The organism is Gudongella oleilytica, from assembly GCF_004101785.1.
GTDB lineage: Bacteria > Bacillota > Clostridia > Tissierellales > Tissierellaceae > Gudongella > Gudongella oleilytica.
Window position 1 is genome coordinate 2,301,274 of record NZ_CP035130.1, and the last position, 22,813, is coordinate 2,324,086.

Annotated in this window: 28 protein-coding genes; 6 read left to right on the top strand and 22 right to left on the bottom strand. The window is 42.5% G+C overall.

Annotated features, from left to right (window positions below):
- Nucleotides 1-5 precede the first annotated feature (5 nt).
- Nucleotides 6-1,196 carry a metal-dependent hydrolase family protein gene (locus EC328_RS11140; RefSeq protein WP_128426863.1) on the top strand — a complete coding sequence of 397 codons (1,191 nt, stop codon included), beginning with the start codon at nt 6-8 and terminating at the stop codon, nt 1,194-1,196.
- A gap of 67 nt (nt 1,197-1,263) precedes the next feature.
- On the opposite strand, the gene EC328_RS11145 is transcribed toward EC328_RS11140, so the two are convergent.
- The 3 genes from EC328_RS11145 to EC328_RS11155 all read right to left on the bottom strand — a co-directional run bounded on the left by EC328_RS11145 (nt 1,264) and on the right by EC328_RS11155 (nt 3,626).
- Nucleotides 1,264-1,500 carry a hypothetical protein gene (locus EC328_RS11145; RefSeq protein WP_128426864.1) on the bottom strand — a complete coding sequence of 79 codons (237 nt, stop codon included), beginning with the start codon at nt 1,498-1,500 and terminating at the stop codon, nt 1,264-1,266.
- Nucleotides 1,501-1,547: 47 nt separating this feature from the next.
- Nucleotides 1,548-3,359, bottom strand: a complete 1,812-nt coding sequence (pepF, locus tag EC328_RS11150) for an oligoendopeptidase F (RefSeq protein ID WP_128426865.1) — start codon at nt 3,357-3,359, stop codon at nt 1,548-1,550.
- Nucleotides 3,360-3,422: 63 nt separating this feature from the next.
- Nucleotides 3,423-3,626, bottom strand: coding sequence for a hypothetical protein (locus EC328_RS11155; RefSeq protein WP_128426866.1), 204 nt, complete (start codon nt 3,624-3,626; stop codon nt 3,423-3,425).
- A gap of 181 nt (nt 3,627-3,807) precedes the next feature.
- Here EC328_RS11155 and EC328_RS11160 point away from each other — a divergent pair, with 181 nt between their 5' ends.
- The 3 genes from EC328_RS11160 to EC328_RS11165 all read left to right on the top strand — a co-directional run bounded on the left by EC328_RS11160 (nt 3,808) and on the right by EC328_RS11165 (nt 6,631).
- Entirely contained in the window at nt 3,808-4,398 is a 591-nt protein-coding gene (locus EC328_RS11160) for a DsbA family oxidoreductase (RefSeq protein ID WP_164906114.1), read from the top strand.
- Nucleotides 4,399-4,629: 231 nt separating this feature from the next.
- The gene (locus tag EC328_RS11565; RefSeq protein WP_164906115.1) at nt 4,630-4,794 is read left to right on the top strand and encodes a hypothetical protein; all 165 of its coding nucleotides are present in this window, start codon (nt 4,630-4,632) and stop codon (nt 4,792-4,794) included.
- Between the two features lie 247 nt (nt 4,795-5,041).
- Complete coding sequence (locus tag EC328_RS11165; protein WP_128426868.1) at nt 5,042-6,631, top strand: ABC-F family ATP-binding cassette domain-containing protein; 1,590 nt, start codon at nt 5,042-5,044, stop codon at nt 6,629-6,631.
- Nucleotides 6,632-6,660: 29 nt separating this feature from the next.
- On the opposite strand, the gene htrA is transcribed toward EC328_RS11165, so the two are convergent.
- Nucleotides 6,661-7,812 carry a serine protease HtrA gene (htrA, locus tag EC328_RS11170; RefSeq protein ID WP_128426869.1) on the bottom strand — a complete coding sequence of 384 codons (1,152 nt, stop codon included), beginning with the start codon at nt 7,810-7,812 and terminating at the stop codon, nt 6,661-6,663.
- 133 nt (nt 7,813-7,945) lie between these two features.
- Between htrA and EC328_RS11175 the strand changes: the two genes are divergently transcribed.
- A complete protein-coding gene (locus tag EC328_RS11175) occupies nt 7,946-8,632 on the top strand; it encodes an MBL fold metallo-hydrolase (RefSeq protein ID WP_128426870.1) in 687 nt (228 codons plus the stop codon).
- 30 nt (nt 8,633-8,662) lie between these two features.
- Here EC328_RS11175 and EC328_RS11180 read toward each other — a convergent pair whose 3' ends face one another.
- The 18 genes from EC328_RS11180 to EC328_RS11265 all read right to left on the bottom strand — a co-directional run bounded on the left by EC328_RS11180 (nt 8,663) and on the right by EC328_RS11265 (nt 22,095).
- Nucleotides 8,663-9,310, bottom strand: a complete 648-nt coding sequence (locus EC328_RS11180; protein ID WP_128426871.1) for a YczE/YyaS/YitT family protein — start codon at nt 9,308-9,310, stop codon at nt 8,663-8,665.
- A gap of 19 nt (nt 9,311-9,329) precedes the next feature.
- On the bottom strand, nt 9,330-10,082 hold the full coding sequence (locus EC328_RS11185) for an exodeoxyribonuclease III (protein ID WP_128426872.1): 753 nt from the start codon (nt 10,080-10,082) through the stop codon (nt 9,330-9,332).
- A gap of 18 nt (nt 10,083-10,100) precedes the next feature.
- Nucleotides 10,101-10,970 carry a tRNA 2-thiocytidine biosynthesis TtcA family protein gene (locus EC328_RS11190; RefSeq protein ID WP_206363869.1) on the bottom strand — a complete coding sequence of 290 codons (870 nt, stop codon included), beginning with the start codon at nt 10,968-10,970 and terminating at the stop codon, nt 10,101-10,103.
- A gap of 52 nt (nt 10,971-11,022) precedes the next feature.
- The gene (gene ychF / locus EC328_RS11195; RefSeq protein WP_128426873.1) at nt 11,023-12,111 is read right to left on the bottom strand and encodes a redox-regulated ATPase YchF; all 1,089 of its coding nucleotides are present in this window, start codon (nt 12,109-12,111) and stop codon (nt 11,023-11,025) included.
- A gap of 103 nt (nt 12,112-12,214) precedes the next feature.
- Nucleotides 12,215-12,847, bottom strand: a complete 633-nt coding sequence (locus tag EC328_RS11200) for a sensor histidine kinase (RefSeq protein ID WP_164906116.1) — start codon at nt 12,845-12,847, stop codon at nt 12,215-12,217.
- 47 nt (nt 12,848-12,894) lie between these two features.
- Nucleotides 12,895-13,542: a TlpA family protein disulfide reductase gene (locus EC328_RS11205; RefSeq protein WP_128426877.1), complete on the bottom strand. Its 648-nt coding sequence runs from the start codon at nt 13,540-13,542 to the stop codon at nt 12,895-12,897.
- An 11-nt stretch (nt 13,543-13,553) separates the two neighbouring features.
- Nucleotides 13,554-14,249, bottom strand: a complete 696-nt coding sequence (locus EC328_RS11210; protein WP_128426879.1) for a cytochrome c biogenesis CcdA family protein — start codon at nt 14,247-14,249, stop codon at nt 13,554-13,556.
- Nucleotides 14,250-14,314: 65 nt separating this feature from the next.
- A complete protein-coding gene (locus tag EC328_RS11215) occupies nt 14,315-15,715 on the bottom strand; it encodes an MATE family efflux transporter (protein ID WP_164906117.1) in 1,401 nt (466 codons plus the stop codon).
- Nucleotides 15,716-15,862: 147 nt separating this feature from the next.
- Complete coding sequence (gene ltrA, locus EC328_RS11220) at nt 15,863-17,104, bottom strand: group II intron reverse transcriptase/maturase (RefSeq protein WP_240671456.1); 1,242 nt, start codon at nt 17,102-17,104, stop codon at nt 15,863-15,865.
- Nucleotides 17,105-17,216: 112 nt separating this feature from the next.
- Complete coding sequence (locus EC328_RS11225; RefSeq protein ID WP_128425093.1) at nt 17,217-17,396, bottom strand: hypothetical protein; 180 nt, start codon at nt 17,394-17,396, stop codon at nt 17,217-17,219.
- 274 nt (nt 17,397-17,670) lie between these two features.
- Entirely contained in the window at nt 17,671-18,456 is a 786-nt protein-coding gene (locus tag EC328_RS11230) for a family 1 encapsulin nanocompartment shell protein (protein ID WP_128426881.1), read from the bottom strand.
- A gap of 12 nt (nt 18,457-18,468) precedes the next feature.
- Entirely contained in the window at nt 18,469-18,810 is a 342-nt protein-coding gene (locus EC328_RS11235) for an encapsulin-associated ferritin-like protein (protein WP_128426883.1), read from the bottom strand.
- A gap of 74 nt (nt 18,811-18,884) precedes the next feature.
- A complete protein-coding gene (locus tag EC328_RS11240; RefSeq protein WP_128426885.1) occupies nt 18,885-19,751 on the bottom strand; it encodes a radical SAM protein in 867 nt (288 codons plus the stop codon).
- Nucleotides 19,748-20,200 carry a thioredoxin-dependent thiol peroxidase gene (gene bcp / locus EC328_RS11245; RefSeq protein WP_128426887.1) on the bottom strand — a complete coding sequence of 151 codons (453 nt, stop codon included), beginning with the start codon at nt 20,198-20,200 and terminating at the stop codon, nt 19,748-19,750. Before bcp ends, EC328_RS11240 begins: the two co-directional genes overlap by 4 nt.
- 22 nt (nt 20,201-20,222) lie before the next feature.
- On the bottom strand, nt 20,223-20,672 hold the full coding sequence (locus EC328_RS11250) for a GNAT family N-acetyltransferase (protein WP_128426889.1): 450 nt from the start codon (nt 20,670-20,672) through the stop codon (nt 20,223-20,225).
- A 65-nt stretch (nt 20,673-20,737) separates the two neighbouring features.
- Nucleotides 20,738-21,433, bottom strand: a complete 696-nt coding sequence (locus EC328_RS11255; RefSeq protein WP_164906118.1) for a M48 family metallopeptidase — start codon at nt 21,431-21,433, stop codon at nt 20,738-20,740.
- Between the two features lie 128 nt (nt 21,434-21,561).
- Nucleotides 21,562-21,702, bottom strand: coding sequence for a 4Fe-4S binding protein (locus EC328_RS11960; protein ID WP_128426893.1), 141 nt, complete (start codon nt 21,700-21,702; stop codon nt 21,562-21,564).
- A gap of 12 nt (nt 21,703-21,714) precedes the next feature.
- Nucleotides 21,715-22,095 (bottom strand): EFR1 family ferrodoxin, encoded by a 381-nt coding sequence (locus EC328_RS11265; protein WP_128426895.1) that lies wholly within the window; start codon nt 22,093-22,095, stop codon nt 21,715-21,717.
- Here EC328_RS11265 and EC328_RS11270 point away from each other — a divergent pair.
- Nucleotides 22,094-22,810, top strand: coding sequence for an EcsC family protein (locus EC328_RS11270; RefSeq protein ID WP_128426897.1), 717 nt, complete (start codon nt 22,094-22,096; stop codon nt 22,808-22,810). The genes EC328_RS11265 and EC328_RS11270 overlap by 2 nt on opposite strands.
- Nucleotides 22,811-22,813 lie beyond the last annotated feature (3 nt).

Consider the following 22,813-nt stretch of genomic DNA (forward strand, 5'->3'; position numbering starts at 1 on the left):
GAATAATGGCTAAAAAAATTATGTATAAAGGCTTTAAGCTTATAGACGGTACTGGCAGCAAGCCTATTGAGAATGCCTACATGATAGTAGGGGATAAAAAAATATCCAAGGTGGGACGTTTTGTTGATCTTGAGACAGTGGAAGATTGTGAGTTAGTAGATCTTACGGGAAAAACGGTAATGCCGGGACTTATCAACTCCCATGTCCATATAGTGATGGAGCCGGCAGCTGATCCAAACTCTATACTTATGAACGAATCAAAGTATAAGGCGGCTATCAGGGGAGTTGCAAACCTTAAAAAGCAGCTCTATGCTGGAACCACCTTCTTCAGAGACATGGGCGGGTTAGACTTTATTGACCTTGAGATCAGAGATGCAGTAAAGCAAGGCTTAATTGAGGGACCTGAGTTTTTGGCGTCCGGAAAGGTCATAACCATGACTGGCGGGCACGGATGGATAATGGGAAGAGAAGCTGACGGACCCGATGAGATTAGAAAAGCTGCCAGAGAACAACTAAAGGCAGGTGCCGATGTCATTAAGATCATGGCCACCGGCGGAGTTATGACCAAGGGTGTGGAGCCTGGTAGCCCTCAGCTTTCCATGGAGGAAATGAAGGCTGCCGTAGAAGAGGCAGGAAAAGCAGGTAAAAGGACAGCTACACATGCTCAGGGCACAACTGGGATAAAGAATGCTATAAGAGCTGGCTTAGATTCAATTGAACACGGTATATTTCTGGACGATGAGGCTATACAGATGATGGTAGAAAACGGGACATTCCTGGTTCCTACCCTTGTAGCTCCATATTTCATAGTAAAATATGGAGAAGAGGCAGGTATACCAAAGTTTGCCGTAGAAAAATCCAAATATGTTATGGAATATCATCTCGACAGCTTCAGAAGAGCACATCAGGCAGGAGTTAAAATTGCAATGGGTACCGACTCAGGTACACCCTTCAATAAACATGAAGGAGCTCCATATGAGCTAAAGATGATGGCTGAAAACGGAATGACCGCTATGGAGGCTATAGTTGCTTCTACTAAAGGAAGTGCTGAGTGCCTTGGAATAGAGAGGGAGTATGGGACCCTTGAATCTGGCAAGTTTGCAGACTTCCTGGTTCTGGATAATAATCCTGCCGAAGACTTGGATGCATTGTTCGATATAAGCCAGATTTACAAGCTGGGAAAGAGAGTAAAATAGCTGAATACCTCCCAAATGGAAAAGACCGCCTCTAATCATTGAAGCGGTCTTTTGATTTATATGTTCTTTACTCTGCAGTAGCTACCTGGACTCTTGTTTTATAAATGAAGAATAACATTGCAGCAAAAGCAGCTATAACTCCAAGCATTGCCAGAACTCCCCCAGCAGGCCCCAGAAATTGAGTTGAGATGGAACCCTGAATTAGCTCCACCGAAATTTCAAATAATAGTACATGGAAATGGGAGGTTTGAAGCAATATTTGGTTTTCATTTAAAGCCAATTGGCATTCCGTAATAGTTGTCATCCCGAGCGTAGTCGAGGGATCTAATCTTTTTCGTTAGGCGATAAGCGTTAAAAAATAGCTATCTCCTTGGTCAACCTCTCTATTTCGTCAACCAGGTACCCTATATGCTCTATCGTATTGAGAAGTGGTCTTTCTGTAGAAATATCAACTCCTGCGATTGCTGCAAGGCCTGCTGGATCCTTTGTGCCTCCAAGCTTAAGTACCTCTATCCAATCCTCGACAGCTGGCTGTCCATGCTTCTGGATCCTTCGATTGACCTCTGTTGCAATAGTAAGACCTGCAGAATAGGTGTATGGATATAGTCCCATATAGTAGTGGGGCTGCCTCATCCAGGTAAGCTCAGAGCCATCTATCAACTCCACATCTTCTCCCCAGAAGGTTTCCAATGTCCTCATTTTAAGCTGGTTCAAAACAGGTGCGTTAATGCTTCCTCCTCCGTCTATTATTCTATATACCTCTCTTTGATAGTGTGCCTCGAGAAGATGGGTCACAAAATTATGGTAGTAAGTCTTTGATACCAGACTCGAAAGTATCCATCTTTTTCTCCTTTTATCATCAGTTCCCTCAAGGAGATACTTAGCCAGAAGCAGTTCATTCATAGTCGATGGCGCTTCTATCGAGTATAGGGAAGTCTCGGAATTGAATATGCTTTGCTCCTTATGAGTCAGATAAAAATGTCCTGCATGACCCAGCTCGTGGCTTAATGTGAATAGATCTGCCATTTTCTCAGACCATGTTAGAAGTATAAATGGATGTGATCCGTAGGGTGTTGAACAGAAAGCTCCTGTCGATTTTCCATCGTTTTCAGGAAAATCTATCCACCTCTCATCAAAGGCTCTCTGTAGCATTACCTTATAATCCTCACCGAGGATGCCCAATGCACCTTTAAGCAGATCCTTGGACTCATCGATAGTGATCTCAGGCTGATAATCAGGATCTACATCTATTTTTAGGTCAGCGTAAGTCATTCGGTCCAGCCCATGTATCCTTTTTAGAAGCCTTGCATATCTCCTCATATGGGGAGAAAGCTTATCTACAATAAGATCTATCTGTCTGTCATACATTGATCTGTCTACTCTTTGGTCATGAAGGAGGTAATCGAACACCGAAGGGTAACCCCTCAGCTCAGATAATGTCTTTTCCTTAGATACCTGTGTCTGGTATGCTGCCGCCATCGTATGCTGATATTCACTGAGCTTCTTTGAAAAGGAATCAAAAGCTGCTCTCCTAACTTCTGCATCCTTCTCATATTCCCACCTGCCTTCGAAGGATAGAAAACTTAGCTCATGCTTAGCGCCCTTGGCATCAAATGGCTGGAAGTTCAAATCAGCAAGCTTTGCTGTGTTATATATCCTGTAAGGGGATTCAAGCGCAGTTGATAAAGCTGACAAAGTCCTCTCTGTATCCGGACTTAACATGTGTGGCTTTCGTCTTATTAGCTCCTCCAGATAACCTCTGTTTTCCTCCCTTAAAAGTGCTGCCTCCTTAAGTACCTGATCATGTGTTGCTGCAAGCTGCGAATCGACAAAGCTAAGCCTGCTGGATACCTTGGCTATCAATGACTCCACCCTAAGATCCCTCTCCTGTGCAGTCTGATCCTTTTGATCTACAGCAGCTGCTAGAGAAGAATAAGTTGCGGCCCAGCCTATTATCATTTTAAGCTCTCTCATTTGATCAAGACAGTAAGTTATATCCTCAGCTGTCTTCAGTCCTGATTTGTGATCTCTTTCAATTTTCTCGGCCATTGACTCAATCTTCGCTACAGCTTCATTGAATGATTTTTCATCCTTAAAAATCGAGGTAAGGTCCCAAGTTAGATTTTTATCTACCTCATGCCTCCCCGGCAGTACTCCTGACATAATTGATCCCCCTTAATTACAATATAAATCTCTTATACCCGAAACAAGGAGGATATTTACATATCAATTTGATATATTGTATGTTTCTTCCATTTTAGATACAAGCAGCTCCTTTACTTCATCAGCGTCCAGGTCTATTGGAAGTCTGAACACGAATACCCACTCTCCATCAAGAAGCAGTAGGGCTCCTCCTTTAGAAATGTCCCCTCCTGTCAAAATAATAAAGCTTGCTCTATCCACAGTGTCAACATATTTTCGGCTGTCCAATGCTCTGAAAGATATTCGGTCATTTCCTGAAGCTTAAGGTCGAATATGTATTCTGCAAGTTTTGGATTCCTAAGTCTCATAACCTCAGTAACTACTCTAAAATCACCACCATACGTAACTCTTGTTATCTATTGACTATGATGGGTATATGATAATACATACTATTTTAGGAGGGATTGCAGTGACTAATTTTAAGGTTTTTTCGGATTTTGCCTGTCCGTTCTGCTATATCGGCTTCTCCATCGCAAGGAAACTTACTGAGGAAAATCCTGACATACAGTTCGATTTCTATCCTTATGAGCTTGACATTGATGTTCCCGAAGGTGGTTCATCTCTTGAGTCTTCCATACCAAAAGAACAGATAGAAATGAGCTATAGAAGGATCGAGTGCTTAGGATCGGAGTATGGTCTTGTCTACAAAAATAAAATAAAAAAATTCAACACCGGGCTTTTGCACCGGGCTGCTCTATATGCAAAGGAAGCTGGGAAATTCTATGAATTTGCATCAGAAGCCTTTAATGCAATTTTTGCTGATGGGAAGAATGTGGCTTTAAAAGAGGTTGTAAATGATATAGGTCTAAAAGTTGGGCTAAACATCCAGGAGATGATGATGGTTATTGAGGATGGCAACTTTGAGGAAGCTATGGAGGAAGCAAGAGAGCTTGGGGTAGCTTATGGGATAGAGAGCGTGCCTACCTTCATCCGTGAGGATGGCAAAAGAGTGACTCTTCTGAAGGATTATGAGAAATTTAAGAGAGATCTGATTGATTAAATTAATTGTTATTTGTTTAACATCTATATAAAATTGTCTCAATTTGATCCATTTTTCACCTCAATTCCTGTAGCGCCTAATTTCCATACATTTCTGCAATTAAATTGGTTCAAAGCCCTTGGTTGATGAAAAACTAAGGGTTTTTCTATTTAATTTCAAGACAATATATTGATATATTATTAACATTATATTGTCATAATTTACAGACATAACCATTGGAGGTAAAATGAAATGAGAAAATTGATTGGACTAGGTGCATTTGCCGCCACAACTGCGGGAATGCTGGCATCTACCTTAATGAATACAACAGATTTAACTAATGCAGCAGCCATGGCTATTGTAGGTTGTTTTGCGACTGTTAGCATAGCTGAGCACTACTTTGAGCTTAAGGATTAGGTGAAGGCTATGACACTTGATAGTAAGAAGATTTTGGTAGTTGTTTGTGCAACATCAGCAGCTACTTTAACATAATCTGCATAGATAAGCTCGAAATAACTAAAATTGGAGTTTGGGAATAGTATGGATCTTGGACGCACCTATTAAGGTCGGCTTTGTTTTTTATTTCTTCAATATTGTATGGTTAAAAATAAGGCAATATGGTATAATTGCATGATGAATTCACAGGAAAGGAATTGAATAGGATTTGATTAGTGTAAATAACGTGAGCCTTAGATATGGCTCTCAGAAATTATTTGAAGATGTAAACCTGGCATTTACACCTGGTAACTGCTACGGAGTAATTGGTGCGAATGGGGCTGGGAAGAGTACCTTTTTAAAGATCCTCTCCGGAGATATCGAACCGGATACAGGAGACGTAAGCATTGCTCCTAATCTCAGGATGAGTGTTTTGAAGCAGGACCACTACGAATACGATAAGTTCGGGATCATAGAGACGGTCATAATGGGTAATAAAAGACTTTATGATATCATGATCGAAAAGGACGCCTTGTATGCTAAGGAGGACTTCACCGACGAGGATGGCATTAAGGCTTCTGAGCTGGAAGGCGAATTTTCAGAGATGGACGGTTGGAGTGCTGAAAGCAACGCTTCCTCATTGCTTCAAGGATTGGGAATACCAACATCTCTTCATGATAAAAGGGTTGAGGAGCTTAACGGCAATGAAAAAGTCAAGGTGCTCCTGGCTCAAGCATTGTTTGGAAACCCGGGGATCCTAATACTGGACGAGCCAACAAACCACCTTGATGTAAAAAGCATAAGATGGCTTCAGGATTTCCTTGGAGATTTTGAAGGCACGGTAATAGTTGTCTCCCACGACAGGCACTTCCTCAATGAGGTATGTACCCATATGGTAGACATAGACTTCGGTAAAATAAAGATGTTTGCAGGCAACTACGACTTTTGGTATGAATCAAGTCAGCTGGCACTTCAGATGATGAGAGACCAGAACAAGAAAAAAGAGGATAAGATAAAGGATCTCCAAAACTTCATTGCACGGTTCTCCGCCAATGCCTCAAAATCAAAGCAGGCAACCTCAAGAAAAAAACTGCTTGATAAAATAACACTGGATGATCTCGTTCCTTCAACAAGAAGATACCCCTTTGTAAGCTTCAACATGGAGCGTGAAGTTGGGAATGAGATACTCACCATTGAAGGCCTTAATAAAAGGTTAAATGAGGATTCTGCAATAGTTGATCTTTCCTTTAGAGTGAATAAAGGTGACAAGATTGCCTTTATTGGGGATGAAATGGCTATCACTATGCTTTTTAAGATCCTTATGGGCGAGGAGGAGGCAGACAGCGGAAGCTTCAAGTGGGGTCAGACGATCACTACTTCTTATTTCCCAAAGGACAACTCTCATTTCTTTAAGGATGTTACATTGAACCTTGTGGACTGGATGAGACAGTTCTCTGTAGAGCAAAGTGAGATTTATGTGCGAGGCTTCCTTGGAAGGATGCTTTTCTCCGGAGAGGAGGCACTTAAGGAAGCAAGTGTTCTTTCCGGGGGAGAAAAGGTAAGATGCATGCTATCCAGGATGATGCTTAAGGATGCGAATGTCCTGGTGCTTGATCAGCCAACAAATCACCTGGATCTTGAATCCATAACTGCTGTAAACAATGGTCTTAGGGATTTTAAGAGCAACATACTTTTCACCTCTCATGACCACCAGTTCATCCAGACAGTAGCCAACAGGATAATCGAAATAACTCCTGAAGGCTTCAGGGACAGAGCAATGACCTATGAGGAATACCTGGAAGAATTCTATATGAAATAGGAACAGCGGCCAATAATGACCGCTGTTTTTTATTGCACCTGTTCTAAAAATTCTATTTCAATAGTCTTTTCTTCTCCGCTCCTTAAAATTTTAAGCTGTGTCTTATCTCCCTCATTGTAGGTGTACAACTGTCTCTTAAGTTGACTCATCGACCCAACCGGCTTATCTCCAATAGAAGTTATTATATCTCCGTTTTGAAGTCCTGCTCTTGACGCATTACTATCTGGAACTACCTCTATGATAACTACACCTTCAGAGATGGTCAGGTCGATTCCAAGTCTTGCTTCATATTCCTCAACAGATACGCCCTTTATTCCCATCACTACACCTTTAAAGCTTCCTGTATCAATAATTTCTTCAATTATCGCCTTTACTTGATTAATCGGTATAGAGAAGCCAAGACCCTCAGCAGAGGTCATCTTTGCCGTGTTTATACCTATAACTTCTCCCCTGCCGTTGAGAAGCGGGCCTCCGCTGTTGCCAGGATTTATCGATGCATCGGTCTGAATCAAGCCTTCAATAATATTATTTGCATCTACCTTGACTGATCTGTTCAAGCCCGAGATTATACCGCTTGTTACTGTTCTTTCAAATTCCAGTCCTAAAGGGTTGCCAATTGCCACAGCCAGCTCGCCTACCTGAAGCTGATCCGAGTCTCCCAGCTCTGCTGCTTTGAGTCCTGTTCTCTCAACCTTAACGACAGCAAGGTCCAGAAGCGGGTCGTTCCATAGGACTGTTCCGTCAAGCTCCTGTCCGTCGTCAAATAATACCTTGAGCTCTTTAGCATTTCCGTCTGCAACCACGTGGGAGTTGGTAAGTATAAAGCCATCGCTGTTGACAATTACTCCTGAGCCTACTCCACTGATATCCTGCTCTGAGAAGAAAAATCCCCCAGGTCTGGTTTCAACGGTCGTTATACCAACAACAGAGCTCATTGCTTTCTTGGCTACTGCAGATACCGCAGTCATACTGTCATTGGGATTGATTGTGATCTCCTGAGCTGCCTCAGCCATCGGAGGCTCAATAAGCATGTATCCGGCGTAATAACCCCCAAAGCCTCCTATAAATGCAACTATCAATACTGCTGCAAGAAGTTTTATTAAGCTTTGCTTTCTATATGTTTTTCCCTGTTCGATATAAACCTTTTCTTCAAGCTTTTCATCTATTCTTGTCTCATCCATTTTTCTTACTCCTTTCCTGCTTCTTACTTCAAAAATATTTTACCCCCGCTATGTGAAAGAAATGTGAAAAAAAGATGGATAATATCTAAAAAAAGGGTAAGTATCCCTTACACAATCCAAGGAGGGCTATGTAATGGAAAACAAACCTTTAAAAGTCGAATACCTTTACCACAGCGGTTATACAATCGAATCCGGGAACTACTTTCTTGTTTTTGACTATTTTAGAGGAAATTTAACTATACCTACAGACAAACAAGTTATAGTTTTTTCCTCTCACGGACATCCTGATCATTTCAATGAGGAAATATTCCGTTGGAGCCGTGAAAATGGATCAATAATCTATATTCTAAGCGACGACATAGATGTCCATAGTACAGAGACTATAAAGAGGATGGGACCTTATGAAAAGCTCAATGTACATGATTTAACGATTGAAACGCTTGGATCGACAGATATGGGAGTTTCATTCCTGGTTAAACTGGAGGGCTCAGTAATTTTCTTTGCAGGTGACCTTCATTGGTGGTATTGGGACGATGATTCGAAGGGTGAAAAGCGAAGGATGGAAACAGCCTTTAAGGATGAGATTGAAAGATTGAAGGGTCAAATCATCGATCTGGCATTCGTCCCCATAGATCCAAGACTCGGAGACTTCTTCCACCTCGGCGGAGAATACTTCATTAATGAGATCCATCCGAAAAAACTCTTTCCATTACATTTTGGGGATAACTACAAAGTTATTGGAGATTTTATCAACAAGATGGGTAATATCGATACACAAATCATCGATGTTACCCACAGAAATCAAGTCTTTGAAGTGTAAAGAAGGGATGGCTGATCGCCATCCCTGTTTCTATGACCCTCCCTTAAGGAGCTTTAAATCATCCTGAATAAATCTGTGCTGGACCTGATTGACTTTGAAATTTACAGTCTTAAAAGCAAACTGGAATATCGCCCCTCCAAACAGGGCCATAATAAGGGTCCCTATCCCAAACTTACCTCCGAGAAAAATTCCTACAGTTACAACTATTACCTCGATTGCGCTCTTTATAAGTCGCACTGATCTTCCAGTCCTTCTGGTAAGTACAACCATCAAACCATCCCTCGGGCCTGCGCCCATTCCCCCGGAAATGTAAATATAGCAGCCATAGCCTTCAATAAGTACCCCTAGAAGCAGCATTATAAGACTTGGTATAAAGGAGTCAAAAACTGGTACCAGGTTGTTGAGCATCAATATATCAATAAATGTTCCAATCAATAGCATATTCATTATTGTCGCCCAACCAATGGTTTGTCCCAGGACTACATCGAGACCAATGATAAAAAACCCGGTGATTATGTTTGCTCTCCCCAGGGTTATCCCGAAGGTCTTTGACAACCCTTGGTGAAAAACGTCCCATGGCGATACGCCCAAATTTGCATTGACCGTCATTACAATTCCAAGTGCAAAGAGAAATAGGCCAAAAACTACTCTTGCTACCTGTTTTGGTTTATATATCATATCTAACCCTTCTTTTCTTTTATTTTAGCTCCAGCTCCACCGGACAGTGATCTGAGCCCATTATTTGGTCGTGGATAGCTGCATTTATGAGTCTATCCCTTAGTTCCTCAGATGCAAGGAAATAGTCTATCCTCCATCCGGCATTTCTTTCTCTTGCCTTGGTTATATATGACCACCAGGTGTATGCTCCCTCCCGGTCCGGATAAAAGTATCTAAAGGTATCGATAAATCCGCTCTCTAACAGCTCAGTCATCTTGGCTCTCTCCTCGTCAGTAAAGCCTGCACTTTTCCTGTTGGTTTCAGGATTCTTTAGGTCGATCTCCTTGTGAGCCACGTTAAGGTCACCACATACAATAACCGGTTTGGTTTTTTCAAGGGATTTCAGGTACTTTCTGAAATCGTCCTCCCACACCATCCTGTAATCAAGCCTCTCCAGATCTGTCTTGGAATTTGGAGTGTAAACATTGACAAGAAAAAAATCCTCGTACTCCAGAGTTATTACTCTTCCCTCCTTGTCATGCTCCTCTATCCCTATTCCGTAGGAATCACTGATAGGCTTGGTTTTTGAAAATATGGCAGTGCCTGAATAGCCTTTTTTCTCAGCTGCATTCCAATATTGATGATAGCCCTCAAGCTCCAGCTCAATCTGGCCAATTTGCATCTTAGTCTCCTGAAGGCAGAAAATATCAGCGTCAAGCTCCTTGAAATAACCCATAAATCCCTTATTGATGTTAGCTCTTATACCATTAACATTCCAGGAAATCATCCTCATTTTATCACCTGTCCTTTATCAGTATTCATCGAGAAATGAGTACTTTTCGCCATCCTTCTCCCATCCAAGCACCCCATCCATGTTTACATTTTGAGCTGCCCTGAAAATAGAAATGTCAACATTGTCAAAATCTTTCTTCATACTCTCTATCAAGGCTTTTATCTCGTATCTTTTGTTTCCTATCCTCTTTGCTGCTACCATGCAGGCACAATTAAGCGGCCATATCCCGCTGTTCTGGATGAATCTCTCGATATATTTCTCCTCAATCAGATACAGCGGCCTGATTAGCTCCATATCATCAAAGTTTTGGGCTTTTAGCTTAGGCATCATGGTTTTGAAGCTGCCTGCGCAAAGCAGATTAAGCATCGTAGTCTCGATCACGTCATTAAAATGGTGCCCTAGTGCCAGCTTATTGCAGTTGAGCTCCTTTGCCTTACCGTAAAGAGCGCCCCTTCTCATCCTTGCACACATATAGCAGGGGTAGTCATTGGCGATCCTGTCGGCGACCTGAAAGATATTAGCTTCATATATATGAACCGGGATCCCCAAATAGCTGCAATTCTCCTCAAGAAGCTTTCTTATGTCGGGGTGATAGCCTGGGTCCATGGCAATGTACTCTACATCAAAATTTTGCCTGCCATTCTTCTTAAGCTCTTGAAACAGCTTCGCCATCAACAGACTGTCCTTTCCCCCTGAGATTGCTACGGCGATCCTGTCTCCATCCTCAATTAGATCATACTCCTTTATTGCCTTGATGAATTTTGTCCATACATGCTTTCTGTATGTTTTTATAATACTCCTCTCAATATCCTCGAGAGGCTTTCTTTCGTTGAAGGGAACCAGCACCTCACAGCCTTCACCAGCTATTCCCTTAATCAAATCCTCCATCTGATCAAACCTTCCTAATTACTATAGTGAAAAGGAGAGGGTGGCCTCTCCGTTAAACGTTGAACCTGAAGTTTATTATATCTCCGTCCTGAACGATGTACTCCTTGCCTTCCAGGGTCACAAGACCTTTTTCCTTGGCCTTATGCATGGAACCGTATTCTTTAAGGTCTTTAAACCTGCATACCTCAGCGCGGATAAAGCCCTTCTCTATGTCAGAGTGGATCTTCCCTGCAGCATTTTTAGCTATTGTACCCTTCCTTATTGGCCATGCTCTGACTTCGTCCTCACCAGCAGTGAGGAAGGATACAAGTCCCAGGTAATCATAGGCAGTTTTTGATAATAAATCGATTCCAGACTCCTTGATCCCAAGCTCCTCAATAAACAAGAGCCTGTCTTCATCCTCCAATTTATTTATCTCGAGCTCAGTTTTTACGCATATTTCTATAAGAGGTGTTCCTCTTTCATCAGCAAGAGCTTTCATTGCGTCCTTACCAGGATAGGTACCGGAGGTAAGCTGGTCCTCATCAATGTTTACAACCATTATCATCGGTTGCTCGGAGAGAAAAGAGAATGTTCTTAGGAGTTCTCTTTCATGATCCTCCAATTGAATATTGTGTAAAAGAAGCCCTTCCTCAAGCCCATCCCTGCATTTTTTTAGAACCTCGAGCTCCTCAAGGTTCTCCTTTGTAACCTTCTTGGAGGTCTCGATCCTTCCGATCCTGTTTTCAATTACTGCCAGATCTGCGAATAGAAGCTCCATATTTATAGTCTCGACATCTCTCATGGGGTCCACGGAACCGTCTGTATGGAGTACATGCTCATTATCAAATGCTCTGATAACATGCACCAAAACATCAGTTTTCCTGATATTCTCAAGAAACTGGTTCCCCACACCTTTACCTGAGGATGATCCCCGAACCAGCCCGGGTACGTCGATTACCTCAATAGTTGCATGGGTGGTCTTCTTCGGCTTATACATCTCTTTAAGAAAATCAAGTCTTTCATCCGGTATCTTAGCTATTCCAATATTTGCCTCAATCTTACCTGTAGAAAACTCAGAAACCTCGATTTCTGATCCTGTCAGCAGATTGAACAATGAAGTCTTGCCTGTTGACGGCAGTCCTATCAATCCAATTTTCATATCAGTGCTCCTTTTCGATTAAAAGTATCCCTTGAAAAATTGTATCAATAAAGCCGACAAAGTGCAATAAGTATAATCCCCCCTAAAATCCAGGGGGGACTTTCTATAATGGGAATTCCATAATTACTTTGAACTGGTCACTATCAATAACAACTCTTAAACGGCCTCCAAGGTTTCTTGTAAAGCTCTCAGCGATCGACAGACCTAACCCGCTCCCTTCACCGCTTCTTGCTTCATCTCCTCTATAAAATCTCCGGAAGATTTCCTCCTCGGTGAAGCTCATTTCATACGCAGATGTGTTGATCACTGTTACTCTATCATCTATTCCATTATTTTCAAGCTTCACGTAAACCCTGGTGTCCTTTAGTGAATACTTCAATGCGTTATCGATTATATTCTGTAAAACTCTGTACAACTTATTACCGTCTGAGGTTATTACCACGGCTTCCTCAGGCAGCTCTGTTCTTATCTGAATGCCGGATGTCTCAATAATATCAGACATCTCTCCCAGAGTCTGCTGAATGAGCTTCCTAATATCTATCTCCTCCAGCTCAAGCTTTAAGTCCCTACTTGTGCTTTTGGCAAGCTCAAACAAATCAGATACTATGCTTTTTAGTCTGTTTGATTTATCGGAAAGGATACCAACGTATTCCTTTGCCTGGTCCGATAGCCCGTCCTCTCTTTTCAAAAGATCGACGTAGCTTATGATAGATGTTATCAATATAAAAATATACACTCTTCCAGCTCCACAATCAAACCCATAAAAAAAGACCAGTCCCAAGACTAGTCTTCAAGCTCTCTCATCTGATTCAATACGTCCATCATCTGATCGTAGGTGAGCATGCCGGGTATGGAGCCCAGTATTACACCTTCCTTATCTATAAAATAGGTGGTAGGCATCCCACGCACCAAATAAAGAGACCCCATCATGCCTTCCTCATCAAGTACTACGGGGAAGGTCAGGCCGTTTTCTTCGATGTAAGGCTTTACTTCATCGAGCTTCTCCATTACATTTACCCCAAGAACTACCATGTCGTCATTCTCATCGTATACTCTTTGGAGATCAGGCATTTCCATATCACAGAAGCTACACCATGTCGCCCAAAAATTCAGATACACATGCTTTCCTCTGAAATCACTAAGGCTAACCTCTTCACCTTCCAAATTGAGAAGAGTAAAATCCGGTGCAATATTCCCAACCCCTGTTCCGACAGGCCTTGCCACCTCCGGATCGTCCACTGATTCCGGTTCTCCGGCTCCAACTGCTCCAGGGTCTGCTGGTGATTCACTCTCTGCAGGCTGAGAGATTTGGGGTTCTTGAGGTTCAACCTCTGCGTTGTCACCCTTCCCTGAATAATTGAGGAAGAATAGGGCTGCACCAAGTATAGCCACAACGGCTATTGCCAATATGATCACATTTCTTCTATTCACGTTTTACCTCCTCACAGTAACAATTTACTTATATCTATCATCTTGTTGAAGAAAATGAGAATTCCAAATATAACAAGTATGATTCCACTGATATAAGGCATATACTTCATAAAGCCCTCTGCCTTCTCCAGCAACCTTGTGAAAACATTTATAAATAAGGCTGTAAGCATGAACGGAATAGCCATACCGATCGAATAAATCAAGAGCAGCAGCACACCCTTAGATATTGTACCTGTTGAACCGGCGTAAACGAGTATTGACGCAAGCACTGGACCAAAACAAGGGGTCCAGCCAGCAGCAAATGCCATACCCATAAGTATCGAGCTAAACCAGTTGGTTATCTTCTTTGGAGATTTTACCCTCTTATCCGAGCTTAGAAATCCCAGCTTCAAAACTCCCATCATGTTTAAACCAAATGCGATAATAAGTAGTCCGCTTATTCTCAGGAATAGCTGCTTGTTTTGGATGAAGAATCTTCCTAAAAAACTGGCAGAGGTTCCCATTATCATGAATATTATAGTAAATCCGATAACAAAGCCAAGCGTCCTTGTAACTGCGAGAATTTTTCTCCTCGACAGATCCTCCTCAAAATCAGCCCCTGACACATACATTATATATGCAGGAATCATCGGAAGAAGGCAGGGTGAGAAAAACGAAAGTATACCAGCTCCAAGAGCTATTGGATAAGATACATCTGCATTTATCATATTCTCCTCCATGATCATGATTTATAGCTTATTATACCCCATTAGGGTATTTTTGTACACATTTATTATTCACTCACCGGATCGATAGCTACTTTTTTCCATTCACCTCCAAGGAATATCCCGTAAGTCAGTACCCCGGATATCACAGAAGATATGCTGATTGCTATCCAGACACCGGTCGAATCCAGTCCAAAAAGAATGGCCAGGATGTAAGCCAGGATAAGCCTTATGACTACCCAGCTAAAGAAAGTAACCTGAAAGGGCTTCTTGGTAAATCCTGCACCCTGCATTGTCCTTGAGGTAATTATCGCTACCGCATGGAATGGTTCAGAAGCGGCAATTATGGCAAGATACGTTCTTCCTACAGATATTACCTGTTCATTCGGTGCATCCAGGAAGAAGCTGATGAAAGGTCTGGCAAATATTACAAATAGTACGGAAATGAAAAACATTGTACCTGCTCCAAGAACTGCCGTTGCCTTTCCGCTTTTTTCAGCCCTTTCATGCTTCCCAGCTCCAAGATTCATGCCTGATAAGGTCGCTGCAGCAGTACCAATGGCTAGTCCAGGCATAAGGGCATATTGATTGAGATTTGTACCTATGACAAATGCAGGGACGGCAGCTGCGGCATCTGCTGTTCGGGCAAGTATTGCAAAAAGCACAAAGGTGCTTGCATTTCTTGACAGTCCCTGCAGGGCAGCAGGGGTTCCAATCCGTACGATCTGACCGGCAGCACTCCAAACCGGCTTTAGCATGTCTTTAGGGTATACCTTGACTACAAACCTGCCGCTAAGAAGGGCTCCCCATCCCAACGCTGCCCCTGTGATCCTTGAAAGTGCTGTTCCTATAGCCGCTCCAGCCACACCCATTGCGGGAAAACCGAGCATCCCGAAAATAAATATGAAGTTACCGCCTATATTGACCAGGTTCATTATTATATCAATCACCAATGGTGTTTTTGTATCTCCTGCCCCCTGGAAAATCGACTTGGCCATGAAATGAAGCAGGAAAAATGGAATGGCGATGAAAAAGACAGTCATATAATCAATGGCAAGCACCAGCACTGATTCTTCTACCCCGAGCAGCCTTAAGCTTATCTCATTGGTCAATAGACCTACGGGCATTATGAAGACTCCAAGCATCAGCGATAATAGAAATGCCTGCCCGGCACTTCTGCTGGCATTCCGTTCATCTCCTCTTCCTATGAACCTGGAAACCATTGCAGTTGTGCCAGTTGAGATCCCCATTACCAAAACCATAAGTATCATTACGATATTCCTGCTTGTCCCCACAGCCGAAATTGCATCCACACCAAGGGTACCGACCATCTTGATGTCTACAGTTCCTACAGAAACCTGCAGCAAAGACTGAAGTATCACAGGCCATGCAAGGTAAATTGCACTTTTATATAAGCTTTCGCTTGTAGTCAGATATTCTTTTTTCTTGTTGTATGCTGAGCTGCTCATTAAACTCCTCCCCATCCAGTCCATTGTACCATTGTCGGAATATAATGGCTATATTTGTAAATTCATTAACAATATTTCGTTAAATCGAGTAGGGGAAAATTAATTCCCCTCTCACACCACCGTACGTGCCGTTCGGCATACGGCGGTTCAATTCAAATAATAATCCAAACAACTAATGAGACCTCGCTTTGCGAGGATTTCTTTTGATATTTTACGTAAACCTGTGGTTTTAGCCACTGCCTGGTAATGGTTGTTAAACCCTACCGACTGTCTTACCATCCATTCCGGAGCACCGAGTTTTCTTAAGCCCCACATTCTCTTCTGACTGGTTTTCCACTGCTTCCATATCACGATACGGATTCTTGTACGCAAGTGTCCATCTATTCGTATCATATTAGTCTTCATTTTACCTATTCGAAAGTAGTTTATCCAGCCTCTGATTACCCAATTGAGTCTCTTTATTCTATCGTCCATGCTGATTGACCATGAGCGTTTTGTGAGCTGCTTGAGTTTTCTCTTGAATTTAACTATGGAGTCCCGATGAGGCCTTGCCTCCCATTTACCATCCATCTTCACAAAACCAAATCCTAAATATTTTAGCTTTGTTGGTTCTGTGGTTCTTGTCTTTTCTGCGTTGACTTTTAATCCGAGTTTTCTCTCTATCCATTTTGTTATGGTGTTCATAACTCTGTTGGAAGCTGCACTACTTCCTACTGCTATTACACAGTCATCTGCATATCTAACAAAATTAAGTCCTCTTGCTTCAAGCTCTTTGTCAAGCTCATTGAGCATGATGTTACTGAGTATTGGGGAGAGGTTTCCTCCCTGCGGGGTCCCCTCGTTGGTTTCTTCATATTTTCCTTTGTCCATCACTCCTGCCTTTAGATATTTAGCTATGAGTGATTCTGTGTCAGGGTCTTGTATGATTTTGCCTACAAGGGTCATCAGCTTGTCTTGTGGTACATTATCAAAGAACTTCTCAAGGTCAATATCCACTATGTAGATATATCCGTCATTCAGATATTCCAATAGTTTGATGACTGCCTGTTGTGCTCGTCTACCCGGCCTGAAACCATAGCTGTATTCGCTGAAATGTGGCTCCACTATGGGTGTGATTACCTGCACTATTGCCTGTTCTATGATTCTGTCCATCACTGTGGGTATACCAAGTTTTCTTACTCCACCATTTGGCTTTGGTATTTCAACTCTTAGCACCGGCTGAGGTTTGTACTTTCTGTTACGAATACGTTCCTTGATGTCTTCCCAGTTTCCTTTCAGATATTCATCAATTTCGTCTACACTTATGTTGTCTATGCCTCCTGCTCCTTTGTTGGCTTTTACCTTCTTGTATGCAAGCAGCATATTCTCTCTTGATAATATCTGTTCCATTAGTTGTGACATGATTTGTCTCCTTTTCCTGTTTTGCTTTCATGCATATCAACCTTACCTCCTGTGAACCCTTCGCTCCGTTACGTCTTCGCTACTGAGATTCTCGTCAGGCCTATGCATTTACATCCGTAAGTCCATTTGACTTTGAATTGTTCAGTCCTTCCTTGTTTCCAAGTACTATGACCTCTGCTGACTTCTCATGGTTCGTTATTACTACGGTTTTAGCCGCCCATGAGACCTCACGGGATAAGTCCTCTGTCTTTCCTCGTCTACCTGCCTGATCTACCTGCATGGGTTACGATTGCCTTTTGGACTTCACTGCTTTTGGCCAGCTTATCCTCCATGCAAGCCTTGGTATCAGGTTTCTGTCCGTCAGGCTACGATTTCGCTATTGCTTCCTCTCGCCCACACCTCACGATGTGAACCTTGCAAGTCGCTATAGGGTTCGTCGGCAACTACGCCCCTTGTGGACTTTCACCACAGACAGAAGGCATGCCCGTCGTACCAAAAAAGAAGCTCCTCGCCGAGGAACTCCCCTTTATATATAGCTTGGATACTATATCCTCCTATAGCTCAAACCTCACTATCAATGCAGGATCTAGTACTCTGAATGTAAAGGACTCAGAAACATGGAATCTAACCTTCTCGCTTGTATGAGACTGGTAACCGATAGTGTAATCCTTGCCAACTGTAAGCTCCAGGTTCTCATTATTATACGGAAGCAAATAAGCACCTTCAACTACATGGCTTAAAATTATCTTACCCTGGATAAGGCTTTCGATCCTTTTATTCAAAGGATATCCTCCATCGTTGGAAAGTATCCTTTTATAAGCTTCCTTCCCTACCACAAGAGTGTAAGATCCTCCTGCGAATCCCTCTCTAAGAGCTATCACCCCGCTGGTTACAGCTTCCAGTATTGAAGTACCGTCGATTCCAAAAGCTATGGGCTTAGCTGAAGCTGAAGCCTTAAGACCGTCTATACCAGCCTTCTTCAGTCCATTATAGATTGCATTTTCCTCAAATAGAGCCATTTTCTCAAGAGCATCCTCCAGCGGACCAAAATCTATGTCCTTAGCGCCTCTTGAAATGTTGTCAAGCTCCCATCTGCTCATTTCGAACTCTACTCTTGCCTCGGTCAGGGGCAATACCTTATAGGTAGCAAACTCAACTTCCTTGGACTTGGAAACCTCCCCAAGCCTTCCCTCAGTTATGACATTATAGTCCAGTCCCTTTGGACCATTTACCTTAACCACTTTTCTGGCAGATAGATATGATTTCAATACCTCTGCTGCTCTGGAATCAATCTCTCCCCATGCTTCCTTTGTTATTGGAGCCAAATCTCTGTAAAGCATATATTCTACCTCCTATTTAAGATCTCCGATGCTTAGTCCCTTATCCTCAGGTGCACTGTCTACTTCCCCTTCTTCAAGGTCAATGATCGAGCCCTCAGAGAATAAGTACGTCTTAAGCTCCTCATCCCACTTGTCCATGTTCCTTCTCAGCCACTCAAGGGTCATAACTGCATGCTCGATCTCCTCGTCCCTGTTATGAGCCATGATACCCTTAAGCTCAGGATCATTTGTTGCAGCAACTCTCTGGTTGTACCAGTCTACAGCCTCAAGCTCCTCCTTAAGGCTCATGATCGCCCTTGTAATATCCATCGTTTTGTCGTCCAGCCTTTCTACAGGCTCGTGGTATTGAGTCATAATTTCATCCTCCTTTTATTGGTTTACATATTTTAGTTTACCCCGAGGGGGTTTCTAATAAACACGAGCAAAAGCTAAAGCCTTCGGAAGGATTCATCCTTAAAACCTTCATCCTCAATTGCTCTTTTCAGCTGACTTATAAGCTTATCCCTGTCCATGTTAAGAGTTCCCTTGAGAGCCACGTAATTAGAGGCATGATTGCTTCTGAAAACCAGGCCATCGCAATCAAGCTCCTGAAGGAGCGACAATGTCTCCCTGGCTGCCTCATCTGGCGTCAGTAACTGGAAGCTTCCTTCCTGGACTGAAGTCCAAAGCTCAGTGCCCTGCTCCACCATAAGTGTCAAAAGTCCAAGGTAGTGAGGCCTTATTTCATTTACTGCAGAAGCTGTCATCAAGGCATGCTCTCTCCACCTTTCCTTCCCTCCGAGTCCAGATATGGCAGTTATGGAAAGTTTGATCCCTGAAGCCTTTAACCTTTTGCCAGCCGAAATAATACCTTCCCTTGTATCTCCCTTCCTTACTCTCAGGAGTATCTCAGGATCGCCTGACTCAAGCCCGAGGTACGCGATCCCAAGACCTGCCTCATAAAGCGAAATCAATTCATCATCAGTCTTTGAATGTATGCTCTTTGGTGAAGCATATATCCCTATCCTCTCCAATTTATGAAAAGAAGCTCTGATCTCTGACAGTAGATACTTCAAATCCTCAGTTCTTATCATAAGAGCGTCTCCATCTGCAATAAATACTCTCCTTATATCCGGATAGAGCTCCCGAACCTTATGGATCTCATCCTCAAGCTCCTGCACAGATCTTATTCTGAAGCTTTTATCCTTGTACATATTGCAGAAGGTACACCTGTTGTGGGAACAGCCTATGGTAGCCTGAAGTATCCAGCTTCCTGCCTCGGAAGGCGGTCTGTACACTACTCCTTCATATATCAATCAAATCTCTCCTTTATGAAGGCCAGTACCTCCTCAGCATGTCCTTCTGCCTTTACCTTTCTGTATTCCTTAATAAGCTCACCATTCTCATTGAATATAAAGGTTGATCTCTCTGTTCCCATATATTCCTTGCCATACAGCTTCTTTGGAACGATCACCTGGAAAAGCTCATGGACCTCTCCTGTTTCATCACTCAATAAAAGAAAATTCAGGTCATTCTTATCTCTGAACCTGGCGTGGGATTTGAGATCATCCTTACTGATACCAATAATTGCAGTATTAACCGCCTCAAACTCTTGCTTCAGGTCCCTGAAGCCAATAGCTTCTACGGTTCAGCCTGAGGTATTGTCCTTTGGGTAAAAGTATACGATAACTCTCTTCCCCAGATAATCTTTGAGAGAAACCTCGGATCCATCAGTTTCCTTTAGTGTAAAACTATACTTTATCATCAAATCTCCTCCCAAAATTATCTCATATTATCATTTTCATCTTGTGGATCCTTCTATCCTTGCCAACCAGTGAATTCACATCGCCTACTACCACTGCACCCATTTTTTCATAGAAAAGCCTTGCTTCAGGAGCTGATACGAGCACAAATTCAATGATGCCTCTATTCCGGCAAAATTCCACCAGATGATCCCAAAGCTCCCTTCCCAGTCCCTTCCCTATATAAGCAGGGTCCAGGTAAAAGTATTCAAGAGTTACCTCATCATCGCTCTCTATGATACTATAAAAGCCAGCAAGCTTTCCATCCTCCTCCATTACGAAGGTTGGATGATTTCTGATGTAATCCTCTGTAAGACTATATATCTGACGATATGCGTCCAAAAACCTCTTATCATAGCCCCAGTATGCCTCAGACATCACTGCAAGCTCAGTAAGCACTTTATTTTCTTTTACTTCCGCTCGTCTAATCAACATTCATATCCCCCCTTCAAGGTAATGTATACCCATAAGAGGTTCAATGACCCAAATTTTGTCAGGCTTCATTCTTTCCTGAAATATCTGAAGATAGATGCTCCTTCGTTCTTTAGACGCTTTTTTCTGTCATTGTAATCAGGAAGTATAGCTTCCACCCTCTTCCAAAACTCCATGGAATGATCCATATGGATCAGGTGGCAAAGCTCATGGATTACAATATAATCAAAAAGCTCCATGGGGAGCATCGAGCACCGAAGGTTAAAACTTAGGTTTCCCCTTGAGGAGCAGCTTGCCCACCTTGTCTTTTGATCCCTAACGGTTATCCCTTCAGGTTTTATCCCAATGGATCTCCAATATAGGTCGATTCTTTCAATAGCTATTTCCCTTGTATTAGCTCTGTAGAAATCAACCATTGCGTCCTTGAGCTTATCCCTGCTCCAATCTCTGGATCCTATTAAAAGCTCTCCTTTTGAAATCCTGGTTTTATTGATCCTGCCTTTATCGTGATCAAATGGTCTGATCGCCAAATCAGTGCCAAGAAAAGGTACAGTTCCTCCAAATTCAATAGGTGATGGCTTTTCCTGACCTTCTATTTCCCTAAGCTTATTGAGTATCCATTTTTCCTTGGCACCCAGAGCTTCTTTGATTACACTAAAGCTGGTGCCCTTTGGTGCCAGAACCCTTATTCTTCCGGATTCTTCAAGCTTAATGCCTAAGGTCTTCCTGTTTCTGTACTCTATCTCGATCCTGAATCCTTCCAATATCTATCAACTCCTGTCAAGCTTGTTCTTAAAACCTTCAATAGAGGACGGCTAAACAGCCATCCTCAAATATCTAACTTAGTATTCGGATTTATGTATCTTCCTCTGCCGTCAGTCTTCCTTCCATACTAGATGGCATTTTGTGGGCATCTATGCAGACATGCCAGGCAGTGGATGCATCTTTCCTCAGTCCACTCAAGCCGCTTCATATTCATGGTTATTGTCCCCGATGGACAGATTTTTTCACATACTCCACATCCCCGTTGCAAGCCTCTGTGAAATTAAAGCTCTTGGTCTTTCTGCCCATTCGATAAAAGGGGTAAGCTATCAAGCTGTATTTTCTGCTGTCGGGGTTTCTGGATATCATAAATCAGGATGTAATTATCCGGCATGTCTACTGCAAATATGTAATCCAGCTTAAGCTCCCTCTCTTCTAAAAGATTTTTCAAAATCCCAAGTGCATTTCCCGTGGTTCCCCCACAGGTCAGGACTAAATATGAACCCTTACTTAGAGTACCCTCAAATTTTATTCTTCTAATAAACTCTTCGACGATGCTTGGTATTCCAAAATAGTAGACAGGGAAAATGAACTCTTCTATTTTCGTTGGGTATAATAAGATTATACACGAAATAAGGTGATTATAGGAACGGTGATAAATCATGTTTTCATACGAGAGCAGAGTCCAAAAGGATCTCGAGAGATGGAAAAAAGAAATGCGAAAGCCTCCTTCACTGCTTGAGAGGGCTTCCAAAGGAACACAGAAGGCAGTGACCAGGATGTTCCCGGAAAAATACCATGAGATTATAACTGGTGCTATCAAGAGCATCACAACAACAGTACTCTTGGGGACCGGCTTTATATCCTCCAAACCATTGTATGGCCTTCCTCTTGAAGAAAGAGAACGAAGAGTAAGAGACAAGGGCAAGATCTATGCAACGACCGCTGCCGTAGAGGGTGCCGCTACAGGAGCAGGTGGTTTTGTTGCCTCACTTGCCGACTTCCCTTTACTCCTTGGTATCAAAATGAAATTTCTTTATGAGGTTGCAGCCATCTACGGCTTCGACACCTCAAGCTATGAAGAGAGACTTTACCTCCTCCATATATTCCAGCTTGCTTTCTCCAGCAAGGCCCATGTCAATGAAATATTTGAGAAAATGGAGTCCTGGGATAACTATGTATCCTCTCTCCCTAAGGAGTTAGATGATTTCAACTGGAGAAGCTTTCAACAGGAATACAGGGATTACCTGGACCTTGCGAAGCTTATGCAAATGATGCCTGTGGTTGGAGCAGTTGTAGGGATCTATGTAAACAATAAGCTATTGAAAAAACTTACGGAGACTGCTATGAATTCCTACAGGATGAGAGTTTTAAAATAAATA

Bases quoted from the DNA above. Each gene is read 5' to 3' on its own strand.
- EC328_RS11215 (WP_164906117.1), bottom strand. From the start codon at position 15,715: ATGAGCAGCTCAGCATACAACAAGAAAAAAGAATATCTGACTACAAGC.
- EC328_RS11175 (WP_128426870.1), top strand. From the start codon at position 7,946: ATGGAAAACAAACCTTTAAAAGTCGAATACCTTTACCACAGCGGTTAT.
- ltrA (WP_240671456.1), bottom strand. From the start codon at position 17,104: ATGGAACAGATATTATCAAGAGAGAATATGCTGCTTGCATACAAGAAG.
- EC328_RS11225 (WP_128425093.1), bottom strand. From the start codon at position 17,396: ATGCAGGTAGATCAGGCAGGTAGACGAGGAAAGACAGAGGACTTATCC.
- EC328_RS11565 (WP_164906115.1), top strand. From the start codon at position 4,630: ATGAGAAAATTGATTGGACTAGGTGCATTTGCCGCCACAACTGCGGGA.
- EC328_RS11190 (WP_206363869.1), bottom strand. From the start codon at position 10,970: ATGGAGGATTTGATTAAGGGAATAGCTGGTGAAGGCTGTGAGGTGCTG.
- EC328_RS11185 (WP_128426872.1), bottom strand. From the start codon at position 10,082: ATGAGGATGATTTCCTGGAATGTTAATGGTATAAGAGCTAACATCAAT.
- EC328_RS11235 (WP_128426883.1), bottom strand. From the start codon at position 18,810: ATGACTCAATACCACGAGCCTGTAGAAAGGCTGGACGACAAAACGATG.
- EC328_RS11270 (WP_128426897.1), top strand. From the start codon at position 22,094: ATGTTTTCATACGAGAGCAGAGTCCAAAAGGATCTCGAGAGATGGAAA.
- pepF (WP_128426865.1), bottom strand. From the start codon at position 3,359: ATGTCAGGAGTACTGCCGGGGAGGCATGAGGTAGATAAAAATCTAACT.
- htrA (WP_128426869.1), bottom strand. From the start codon at position 7,812: ATGGATGAGACAAGAATAGATGAAAAGCTTGAAGAAAAGGTTTATATC.
- EC328_RS11140 (WP_128426863.1), top strand. From the start codon at position 6: ATGGCTAAAAAAATTATGTATAAAGGCTTTAAGCTTATAGACGGTACT.
- ychF (WP_128426873.1), bottom strand. From the start codon at position 12,111: ATGAAAATTGGATTGATAGGACTGCCGTCAACAGGCAAGACTTCATTG.
- EC328_RS11145 (WP_128426864.1), bottom strand. From the start codon at position 1,500: ATGACAACTATTACGGAATGCCAATTGGCTTTAAATGAAAACCAAATA.
- EC328_RS11250 (WP_128426889.1), bottom strand. From the start codon at position 20,672: ATGTTGATTAGACGAGCGGAAGTAAAAGAAAATAAAGTGCTTACTGAG.
- EC328_RS11210 (WP_128426879.1), bottom strand. From the start codon at position 14,249: ATGATAAATGCAGATGTATCTTATCCAATAGCTCTTGGAGCTGGTATA.
- EC328_RS11230 (WP_128426881.1), bottom strand. From the start codon at position 18,456: ATGCTTTACAGAGATTTGGCTCCAATAACAAAGGAAGCATGGGGAGAG.
- EC328_RS11180 (WP_128426871.1), bottom strand. From the start codon at position 9,310: ATGATATATAAACCAAAACAGGTAGCAAGAGTAGTTTTTGGCCTATTT.
- EC328_RS11265 (WP_128426895.1), bottom strand. From the start codon at position 22,095: ATGATTTATCACCGTTCCTATAATCACCTTATTTCGTGTATAATCTTA.